This window comes from Leifsonia sp. KNZ12-8B, from assembly GCF_056755495.1.
The window spans coordinates 1-9,600 of sequence record NZ_JBPGXM010000141.1 but is presented as its reverse complement, the minus strand read 5'-3'; the positions used below and the strand labels follow the sequence as shown (position 1 = coordinate 9,600).

Sequence of the window (9,600 nt, the reverse complement as noted above, 5' to 3'; positions counted from 1 at the left end):
CGCCCCGCCCGCCTCCGCCCCTCCCTCCCATCGACTTGGCGCAACACGCCGCCTGCGGCGACGCCCATGCGGCGTGTCGTGACAAGTGGATGGGGCCTTGCCCCGCTCGCCGCACGCGCGGATGGTGGGAGGCATGGAGCATCACACCCACGAGGACAAGTCGACCGTCGCCGAGCGCCTCACCGGGGTCCGCGACCCGCGCGACCCCGACGGCCTGCTGACGGTCGAGGAGGACGCCGATCGGCCCGACCCTGCCCGCTACGGCCGCCCCGAGACCGACACGCTGGCGCGCGAGCAGGCGCACTACGACGAGGTGCGTGCGCGCACCGAGGCTGGGCAGGAGCGCAGCATGCCGCGCCCGCCGGAGAGGCACGGCGTCACCAGCCTGGACTGAGCGCGCACGGCGTCAGGCGGCCGCCGCCGGGCCGTGCCACCCGGCGCGAGAATGGCTGGATGGCCTACAACGCGACCGAGCGCAACATCCCGCTGGCGGTGAACCGGATCGAGGTGGAGGCGGAGGTGCCGTTCGAGACCCTCCGCCGCGCCTTCGAGGCCGAGGTCCCTCCGCTCGACACCGACCACCTGCGCCGCCTGCTCGACCAGGGGGCCGAGTGGAGGCGCATCGCGGCGGAGACGGCGAGCGGCTCCATCCACCGCTTCGTCCGGTTCTGGTCCGACTCGGCGACGCCGGTGATGCGCGTCGGAGGCGCCGACACCGGGAGTGCCGCGTACCTCATCGGCGATTACGCGACGGCCGCGCGCATGTTCCGCCACGATGCCGGCGTCATGCTCTACACGCCGATCCGCGTCGAGCTGCACGCGACCAGGAACGGCCGCACCATCCTGTCGGCGGACCAGCCGAGCACGCAGCTCTCCGGCTTCGGCAGCAACAAGATCACCCAAGCCGCCTACGAGCTCGATCGGATGCTGGGCGACCTCATCGAGGAGCTCGGGCTCCCGCGGCCGAGCCGGTTGCGGCTCTAGCGCTGCGCGGCTGTAGCAAAGCGCGGCTGTAGCGCCGCCGCCGGCGCGTTCTATAGTCGAACACGTGACCGCCGCCGCTCCCGCCCCCGACTCCGCGCCTCCGCTGCAGACGCTGTCCCGCGGCATCCGGATGCTGGAAGTGCTGGCCGACGCCGGCGAGCCGCTCACCATCGCCGAGACCGCGGCACGCCTGGGGCTGCACCGCTCGATCGTGTACCGGCTGCTGCGGACGCTGGAGGAGCACGGGCTGGTCGTCCGGGATGCCGCCGGCGCCATCCAGCTCGGCCCGCGGATGGCGACCCTCGCCCGCTCGGTGTCGCACGACCTCCAGTCGGCCGCTCTGCCGCAGCTCACCGCGGTCGCCAACGAGCTCTCGATGACCGCGTTCCTCGCGGTGCTCGACCGCCACGACGTGGTCACGCTGGTCTCGGTCGAGCCGACGAGCGCGCACGCGACCGTCGCCCAGAAGCCGGGGACGCGGCATCCGCTGGCCTCCGGAGCGCCCGGCATCGCCATCCAGTCGGCGCTCACGGAGGCGCAGTGGAGCGCGCTGCCCGAGGAGCACCCGCGGCAGGAGGCGGGGGAGGCGCGCGCCCGCGGCTACGCCACGAGCCACGACGAGGTGATCCCGGGGCTGGCGTCGGTCGCCGTGCCGCTCGCGCTGCCGCGTCAGCCCGTGGCGGCGCTCGCCGTCGTGTACGTGGCGAACGGCCGCGACACCGACGCGATCGGCCGCCGCCTCCGCACCGCGGCCCAGACGGTCGCGGCCTCCCTCCACTAGCACCCGCCGAGTACGCGCGGATTCGAGCAGAAACCGCCGAGTACGCGGAGATTCTGCGTACTCGGCGGTTTGCGGCCGGGTCAGGAGACGGTCGCGGCGGAGAGGATCGGCGCGAAGAACGCGGCCAGCTCGTCGGTCGCCGTCAGCGGCAGCACGTGAGCGACGTACTGGTCGGGGCGGACCACGACGACCGCTCCCGCGCGGTCGATGCCGCGGCTCTCGAAGATGTCGTCGCCGGGCCGGGCGGCGTACACCTTCTCGTAGTCGACCAGCCGGAACGGACCCGTGTGCGGGAGGAACACCTCCGGCACGGCTCCGAGGTCGACCCCCGTGTGGTCCTGCTGGTACACCACCTTCACGTCGAACCAGGCGTCGAGGTCGAGCCCGGCCGGGGTCGCGGCGAGCGGAGACGCGGGGGACGACGCGAGCCAGTCGGCCAGGGCCGCGGTGGGCGTCCCTGCGCGGGCGGCCGGCGCGGCGTCGGCGAAGACGTAGATGCGCCAGCGTCCGTCGGCCCTGGCGTGGTGGCCCAGGTGCACGGGGTTCGTGTCGCACACGCGCTCGACGACCGCCGACTTGAAGCGCTTGCCGATCGGGAAGCCGCTCGCCAGCTCCTGGTGCGCAGCCTCCCCGACGATGAGGGAGGGCGCGTACTCGGTCATGAACCCGGCCGGGAACTCGGCCGTGCGCACGTAGAACTCCTCCAGCTCCGAGGGGGAGTCGAACTCCTCCGGCTTCTTCGCCATCATCGACGACCACTGCTTGTCGAAGTCGATCAGGTTCTTCGCGACGACCTGCCGCTCGGCCGAGTACGTGGCGAGCAGCGCCTCGGGGGAGCGTCCCTCGAGCACGTGCCCGAGCTTCCAGCCGATGTTGAAGCCGTCCTGCATCGAGACGTTCATGCCCTGGCCCGCCTTGGCGCTGTGCGTGTGGCAGGCGTCGCCGGTGATGAAGACGCGGGGCGTGCGGGTGCCGCGGTCCTCCGGCAGCACGTCGTCGAAGCGGTCGGTGAGCCGGTGGCCCACCTCGTAGACGCTGTGCCAGGCGACGTTGCGCACGTCGAGCGTGTACGGGTGGAGGATGTCGTTGGCCTTCGCGATGATCTGCTCGATCGTGGTCTGCCGCACGGCGCCGCGGTCGTCGGCAGGCACCTCGCCGAGGTCGACGTACATCCGGAACAGGTGCCCTCCCTCGCGCGGGATCAGCAGGATGTTGCCCGCCTCCGACTGGATCGAGCATTTGGTGCGGATGTCGGGGAAGTCGGTCACGGCGAGCGTGTCCATGACGCCCCACGCGTGGTTGGCCTGGTCGCCGGCGAGGTGGCAGCCGATCGACTCGCGCACCTTGCTGCGGGCGCCGTCCGCGCCGATGACGTACTTCGCGCGCACGACGCGCTCCTCGCCCTCCCGGTCGCCGGAGGTGTGCACGAGGGTGACGGCGACCGGGTACTCGGCGTCGTCGTCGACGGTCAGGCCGCGGAACTCGTAGCCGTAGTCGGGCGTCAGGCGGCCCGGCGAGTTCGCGGCGAACTCGGCGAAGTAGTCGAGCACGCGCGCCTGGTTGACGATCAGGTGCGGGAACTCGCTGATCCCGGTCGGGTCGTCGACCGCGCGGGCGGCCCGGTGGATGCGGGAGGGGTCGGCCGGGTCGGGCTTCCAGAACGCCATCTCGGTGATGCGGTACGCCTCCGCGGTGATCCGCTCGGCGAAGCCGAACGCCTGGAAGGTCTCGACGCTGCGGGCCTGGATGCCGTCCGCCTGGCCGATCGCGAGCCTCCCGGGCCGCCGCTCCACCAGACGCGTCACGACGTCGGGGAACTGCGCGAGCTGGGCCGCCGCGATCATGCCGGCGGGACCGGAGCCGACGATGAGCACGTCGACCTCGTCTGGCAGCTCGGCCGGGCGGTCGAGACCGATGCCGGCGGCGGGCTCGACCCGCGGGTCGCCCGACACGTAGCCGTGGTGGTGGAACTGCACAGGAACTCCTCACATCGTCGTGAGCGGTCGCATCGGTGCGAGCGGATCCGCCGTCGTTCGATATCAGAACACGATGTTCTGATATCGCCCACTCATGGTACGGCGGGCGGATGCGCGCGGGCAACCTCCCTCCGACGAGGGCTGGCGAGGCCGGTGACCGGTCGGCAGAGTGAGTCCATGAGTCACGCGAGCAGCGCCTTCCTCACCGGTTTCTCGGCCGACCCCGATTTCGACTTCGACCTGCGCGTGGTGCTCGGCTCGGCCGTCGAGCGCGCCGCCGACCCCGGCGAGGTGTTCGCGGCGACCGCCGGCGTGCACAAGGGCGACCATCCCGGCTGGTTCGCCGCGTGGCGCGACCTCGGGAGGCGCGCGAAAGCCGCCGGGGACGCCGCCTCCGCCGCGGGGCACCGGGTCAGCGCCGCCGAGGCGTACCTGCGCGCGGCGAACTACTCCGGGGTGGCGGTCAACGCGGTCAGCGGGCTCGCGGACGAGAGCGAGCTCCTCCCGACCTTCCGGGAGACGCGGGAGGCCTGGGAGGCGTTCGTCGCGCACACCGACGCGCGGGTCGAGACGGTGGCGATCCCGTACGAGGGCACGACCATGCCGGGCTGGTTCTTCCGCGCGGAGGCCGTCGGCGCGGACCCGGCCGCTCCCACGCTCGTCGCGGTGAACGGGAGCGACGGCTCGGTCGCCGCACTGTGGGCGGCCTGCGGCGCGCCGGCCCTGCGCCGCGGCTACAACGTGCTCCTGTTCGACGGCCCCGGTCAGCAGTCGATGCTGTTCGAGCGCAACGTGCCGTTCCGGCCCGACTGGGAGAACGTGCTGACGCCCGTGTTCGACGCCGTGGCGGGGTACGACGGCGTCGACGGGTCGCGTATCGCGGTCTACGGCATCAGCCAGGCCGGGTACTGGGTCTCGCGGGCGCTCGCGTTCGAGCACCGCTTCGCCGCCGGCATCGTGGACCCCGGCGTCGTCGACGTCTCGACCTCCTGGACCGATCACATGCCGAAGAACATGATCCGGCTGCTCGACGAGAGCGAGGATGACAAGTTCGATCGCGACATGGCCATGGGCATGAAATTCTCGGCGCAGCTGTCCAGCACGTGGGCGTTCCGGGCCCGGCCCTACGGCACGTCCGGGTACGCCGAGACGCTGAAGGCCGTGCGGCAGTACACGGTCGAGCACTTCGCCGCGCAGATCACGACGCCGCTCCTGATCACCTCGCCCGAGGATGAGCAGTTCTGGCCCGGGCAGTCGGAGCGCCTCGCCCAGCTGACGTCCGGGGTGTCGACGCTGGTGCCGTTCACGGCCGCGGAGGGGGCGAACTATCACTGCGAGCCGCTGGCCCGCGGCCTCACCGCGCAGCGGATGTTCGACTGGCTGGACGAGCGTCTCGCCCTCTGACACGCAGGTGCGGCACGAGCGCCTCCACGAGCTCGGCGGGCGCCTCCTCGGCCATGTGGTGCCCGGAGTCGATGCCGTGTCCGCGCACGTCGTCGGCCCACTCCCGCCAGATCGCCAGCGGATCGCCGAACAGCTCTTCGAGGTCGTCCCGCAGCGACCACAGGGCGAGCAGGGGAGGCTTCAGCCGGCGTCCCGCCGCACGGTCGGCCTCCTCGTCAGTCCGGTCGACGGTGAGGCCCGCGCGGTAGTCCTCGAGCATCGCCGTGACGACCTCGGGACGGTGCACCGCCTCCCGCCGCTCGGCGAAGTTCTCGACGCCCATCGCCTGCGGGTCGCCGCCGTACCAGGCGTCCGGGTCGGCGAGGATCACCCGCTCCGGCGTCCGCGGCTGCGCGAAGAAGAACCAGTGGAACCACGCTGTCGCGAACGCGGGGGTCATGCGCTCGAGGTGCTCGACGATCGGGATGCTGTCGAGGAGCGCGACCGTCGTCACCGCCTCCGGGTGGTCCATCGCCAGCCGGAAGGCGACGTAGCTGCCGCGATCGTGTCCGACCAGGTGGAAGCGGTCGTGCCCGAGCGCACGCACGAGGGCCAGCACGTCCTCCGCCATCGCCCGCTTGGACGCCTGCGCGTGGTCGGGGCGTGGCGCGGGTGCCGTCGAGCGGCCGTAGCCGCGCAGGTCCGGCACGATCACGCGGAAGCCCTGCTCGACCAGAAGGGGCGCGACGCGGTGCCACGTCGCGCCGGTGCGCGGATGCCCGTGCAGCAGCACGACGGGCTCGCCGCCCTGGTCGCCGCCGATGCGGACGTGGGCCGTCGCGTCGGCGCCGACCGGGATGTCGGCGATCTCGAAGCCGTCGAACATCCCCGTGCGGTCAGACCTGCTCGCGGAGGTTGCGCGCGATCGCGTCGAGCGACGCCTCCAGCGCCTCCTGGATGCCGTCGTGCTCGTGCGTCGTGTGGATGGTCAGCTCGGCCGTGCCGTCGTCGATCCGCAGCGAGCCGTGGTACTCGTGCGGTCCCGGCGCCGACCAGCGCACCTCGCGGGCGGCGGTGTCGACGTCGAACTCGGCCTCGGAGGTGACGGTCTCGTCCTCGCCGTCGCGGTCGACGTCGACCTGGGCGGTGGTCTCGACCTTGCCGTCAGGGAGCTCGTGGGCCTGCGTCATCCGCGGGAAGTAGGCAGGGAGGTTCTCGGGGTTCGAGATGTAGTCGAAGTAGAGGTCGGCGTCTCCATCGAGCGGCCGGCTGGCGGTGTAGGTGGGCATGCCGCGACCGTACGCCGGGTCCGCGGGCTCCGGGAGGGGCGCCGTGCGCCTCCGCCGCGGCTGCAGCTCGCTGACGATGACGCCCGCGACGATCAGCGCGGCGCCGAGCACGGCGACGAGGGGGAGGCGGTCGCCGGCGAGACGCCCGATGATCCCGCCCCACACCGGCTCGCCTGCGTAGATGATGGTCGCCCGCGTCGGCGAGACCGACCGCTGCGCCCAGTTCATGGTGAGCTGGATGACGCAGCTCGCCACCCCGAGCCCCACCGCGGGCAGCAGCCACGCCCACGAGAACGGAGGTGCGGCCTCCCCGACCACCGGCATGATCGCGAAGCCGAGCAGCCCGGCGACGAGCAGCTGCACGACGGTCACCCGGCGCACGTCGGCGACCCGGGCGAACGCGCTGATCAAAATGATCTCGGCCGCGATCGGCAGGGTGCTCACGAGCGTGACGACCTCGCCCTCTCCGAGCCCGATCCGCACGGCGTCCGCACCGGCGAGCAGCAGCAGCCCGAGGAATGCCAGGCCGACCCCGACGAGGGTGAGCGCGCGCGGCGCCCGCCGCAGCACGATCCACTGCAGCAGCGGGACGAGCGGCACGTAGATCGCGGTGATGAAGGCGGAGGTGCTGCTGCTGATCGTCTGCAGTCCGTGCGTCTGCAGGCCGTAACCGAGTGCGATGGTGACGCCGATGGCCGTGCCGGCGCCGACATCGCGCCACCGCATCCCCCGCAGCGCACGATGGAACAGGACGGCGCTGAGCACGCCAGCGACCAGGAAGCGCAGCCCGACGAAAAACCACGGCCCGCTGTGCCGCATCGCCAGGTGCACGATCAGGAATGTCGAGCCCCACAGCGCCGTGATCGCGATGAGCGCGAGCTCCTGGCGGGAGAAGCGGATCGCGCGGAGGGTATGCAGCATGCGGTCGTCCGGGAGGGCGGGGCGGTCGGGGTCGCCTTCGAGCGTATCGTCAGGCGGCGCGTTCACCGTCCCGTGGTAGACCGAGGGCTATGACGGACGCCCTGCGCGCGGACCCTCCCGTCGGGGGGACCCTCAGTTACATCGACTCCCTGATCCCGTCGCTCGTCCCGAGCGAGCGGCGCGTGGCGCAGGAGGTCGTCGAGCGGCCGGAGGACGTGTCGATGATGTCGGCCGCCGACCTCGCCTCACGGACCGGAACCTCGGCGGCGACCGTCATCCGCGCGTGCCAGAGCATGGGGTTCAAGGGCTTCCAGCACCTGCGGCTGCTGCTCCTGCGCGACCTGCCGTCCCGGCTCGAGCCGGTGGGCGGCAGCCACGAGGGCGCGCCGCGCGACTGGCTGCCGTCGATGTTCCGGTCGGCGGGGGAGGAGCTGGCGAGCGCGCTCGCACCGCTGGACTTCGACGCGTTCGACCGGGCCGTCCAGGCGATGGTCGGGGCGCGCCGCCTGCTCATCGTCGGCAACGGCGCTTCGGCTCCGATCGCGCAGCTGGCCAGCCTGGGGTTCCTGAACTCGAGCAGGCCGAGCGAGGCCCCCGCCGACGCGGTCGTGCAGCAGCTGACGGCGCGGGCGCTGCGCAGCGGCGATGTCTGCGTGTGCGTCAGCGCCAGCGGCTCGAACGGCGTCACGCTGAGCTCCGCGGAGGCGGCGGCCGGCGCGGGCGCGACGGTGATCGGCGTGACCAGCTATCAGCGTTCGCGGCTGAGCGAGCTCTCCGACATCACCCTGGTGTGCGGCGCCTCCATCTCGAAATGGTCGACCGGGCTCATCACGGGGAACGTGGCGCACGTCCTCCTCTTCGCCGGGCTGGAGCTCGCCATCTCGGCGGCGGGCGGCCTCCCGCCGACCGACCCGGCGGTGATGGACGGCGTCATGAACGTCGTCGGCATCGACCAGGAGGGCGAGTTGAACGAATAGCTGCCGTCGCGTCCCCGCGATGTCGCCTGCTGTTCACCTGGGGGCTCCAGCATGCCCATGTAACAAGAATTCCTGACGACCGAAGGTCAGGAAATGAAATTACCTGGAGTCGAGGAGCAGTCGTGAGCCGCATCGAGATCGTGGGCCTGACCCAGCAGTTCAAGGGCCACCGCGCCGTCGACGGCGTCGACCTGGTCATCGAGGACGGCGACTTCGTCGTCCTGCTCGGTCCGAGCGGCTGCGGCAAGACGACACTGCTCCGGATGATCGCCGGACTGCTGCAGCCGACCTCCGGCCGCATCCTGATCGACGGGCGTGATGTGACCGACCTGCCGTCGAAGAAGCGCGATCTGGCGATGGTGTTCCAGAGCTATGCGCTCTACCCGCACCTGAGCGTCGCCAAGAACCTCGCCTTCCCCCTCGCCGTGCTACGCATGCCGAAGGAGGAGCGCGAGAGCCGCGTGCGCGAGGTCGCCCAGACGCTGGGGCTGGGCGCGCTGCTGCACCGCAAGCCGCGCGAGCTCTCCGGCGGCCAGCGGCAGCGCGTCGCGGTCGGCCGCGCCCTCGTGCGCCAGCCCAGCGCGTACCTGATGGACGAGCCGCTCTCGAATCTCGACGCCAAGCTGCGCACGGCCACGCGCCAGGAGCTCAGCGAGCTGCACGCCCGGCTCGCGGCGACGTTCGTCTACGTCACCCACGATCAGGTGGAGGCGATGACGATGGCCACCAAGATCGTCGTGCTCGACGCGGGCCGGATCGAGCAGGCCGGGACGCCGGAGCAGATCTATCACCGCCCCGCCTCGGTGTTCGTCGCCGGCTTCGTCGGCGCCCCGCCGATGAACCTGGTCCCCGCGGTGGTCGGGTCGGTGGGCGGCGTCGTCACCTCCACCGCGCCTGGCATCGAGGCGCGGCTGTGGGAGGGCGAGGTCGAAAGCCGCGAGGTGGTCATCGGCGTGCGCCCCGAGCACCTCCGCCCGGCCGACTACGCCACCGGAGCCCTCCGCGTGGAGGGACTGGTCGAGCGCATCGAGAACCTCGGCAGCGAGCAGGTGCTCTACGTCCGCGTCGGCGAGACCCTGCTGACCGCCCGCGGCGACGCGCTCGGCGGCATCCGCCGCGGGGAGCCCGTCGCGCTCGGCGCCCCGCTCGAGCGGGTCCACCTCTTCGACCGGGCGTCCGGCCGGCGGCTCGAGTGGGTCGCCGACGCCGACGAGCAGCAGGCGGTCGCGTCGTCCCTCCCCGTGCCGGCCTGAGCGCCGGGCGCCTGAACCGCACCTCCGCACGACACC

General features: G+C 72.2%; 9 protein-coding genes. 6 read left to right on the top strand and 3 right to left on the bottom strand.

Annotation, left to right across the window (positions count from 1 at the left end; translation table 11 throughout):
- Positions 1-133 precede the first annotated feature (133 nt).
- From ACR9ZG_RS16205 to ACR9ZG_RS16195, 3 genes are all read left to right on the top strand, one after another.
- The gene (locus ACR9ZG_RS16205; RefSeq protein ID WP_481285881.1) at positions 134-394 is read left to right on the top strand and encodes a hypothetical protein; all 261 of its coding nucleotides are present in this window, start codon (positions 134-136) and stop codon (positions 392-394) included.
- Between the two features lie 59 nt (positions 395-453).
- Positions 454-984, top strand: a complete 531-nt coding sequence (locus ACR9ZG_RS16200; RefSeq protein WP_481285880.1) for a DUF302 domain-containing protein — start codon at positions 454-456, stop codon at positions 982-984.
- Positions 985-1,114: 130 nt separating this feature from the next.
- The gene (locus tag ACR9ZG_RS16195) at positions 1,115-1,765 is read left to right on the top strand and encodes an IclR family transcriptional regulator (RefSeq protein ID WP_481285882.1); all 651 of its coding nucleotides are present in this window, start codon (positions 1,115-1,117) and stop codon (positions 1,763-1,765) included.
- Positions 1,766-1,845: 80 nt separating this feature from the next.
- On the opposite strand, the gene ACR9ZG_RS16190 is transcribed toward ACR9ZG_RS16195, so the two are convergent.
- A complete protein-coding gene (locus tag ACR9ZG_RS16190; protein ID WP_481285879.1) occupies positions 1,846-3,741 on the bottom strand; it encodes an FAD-binding monooxygenase in 1,896 nt (631 codons plus the stop codon).
- Positions 3,742-3,918: 177 nt separating this feature from the next.
- Here ACR9ZG_RS16190 and ACR9ZG_RS16185 point away from each other — a divergent pair, with 177 nt between their 5' ends.
- Entirely contained in the window at positions 3,919-5,145 is a 1,227-nt protein-coding gene (locus tag ACR9ZG_RS16185; protein ID WP_481285878.1) for an alpha/beta hydrolase family protein, read from the top strand.
- Here the strand turns inward: ACR9ZG_RS16185 and ACR9ZG_RS16180 are convergent.
- Together ACR9ZG_RS16180 and ACR9ZG_RS16175 are read right to left on the bottom strand one after the other, a co-directional pair.
- The gene (locus ACR9ZG_RS16180; protein WP_481285877.1) at positions 5,096-6,010 is read right to left on the bottom strand and encodes an alpha/beta fold hydrolase; all 915 of its coding nucleotides are present in this window, start codon (positions 6,008-6,010) and stop codon (positions 5,096-5,098) included. The genes ACR9ZG_RS16185 and ACR9ZG_RS16180 overlap by 50 nt on opposite strands.
- A gap of 10 nt (positions 6,011-6,020) precedes the next feature.
- Positions 6,021-7,400 carry a DMT family transporter gene (locus tag ACR9ZG_RS16175; RefSeq protein ID WP_481285876.1) on the bottom strand — a complete coding sequence of 460 codons (1,380 nt, stop codon included), beginning with the start codon at positions 7,398-7,400 and terminating at the stop codon, positions 6,021-6,023.
- 23 nt (positions 7,401-7,423) lie between these two features.
- On the opposite strand from ACR9ZG_RS16175, the gene ACR9ZG_RS16170 reads away from it, so the two are divergent.
- On the top strand, positions 7,424-8,311 hold the full coding sequence (locus ACR9ZG_RS16170) for a MurR/RpiR family transcriptional regulator (RefSeq protein WP_481285875.1): 888 nt from the start codon (positions 7,424-7,426) through the stop codon (positions 8,309-8,311).
- A gap of 122 nt (positions 8,312-8,433) precedes the next feature.
- Positions 8,434-9,564: an ABC transporter ATP-binding protein gene (locus ACR9ZG_RS16165; RefSeq protein WP_481285874.1), complete on the top strand. Its 1,131-nt coding sequence runs from the start codon at positions 8,434-8,436 to the stop codon at positions 9,562-9,564.
- Positions 9,565-9,600: the final 36 nt, after the last annotated feature.

Bases quoted from the DNA above. Each gene is read 5' to 3' on its own strand.
- ACR9ZG_RS16205 (WP_481285881.1), top strand. From the start codon at position 134: ATGGAGCATCACACCCACGAGGACAAGTCGACCGTCGCCGAGCGCCTC.
- ACR9ZG_RS16200 (WP_481285880.1), top strand. From the start codon at position 454: ATGGCCTACAACGCGACCGAGCGCAACATCCCGCTGGCGGTGAACCGG.
- ACR9ZG_RS16195 (WP_481285882.1), top strand. From the start codon at position 1,115: ATGCTGGAAGTGCTGGCCGACGCCGGCGAGCCGCTCACCATCGCCGAG.
- ACR9ZG_RS16185 (WP_481285878.1), top strand. From the start codon at position 3,919: ATGAGTCACGCGAGCAGCGCCTTCCTCACCGGTTTCTCGGCCGACCCC.
- ACR9ZG_RS16180 (WP_481285877.1), bottom strand. From the start codon at position 6,010: ATGTTCGACGGCTTCGAGATCGCCGACATCCCGGTCGGCGCCGACGCG.
- ACR9ZG_RS16170 (WP_481285875.1), top strand. From the start codon at position 7,424: ATGACGGACGCCCTGCGCGCGGACCCTCCCGTCGGGGGGACCCTCAGT.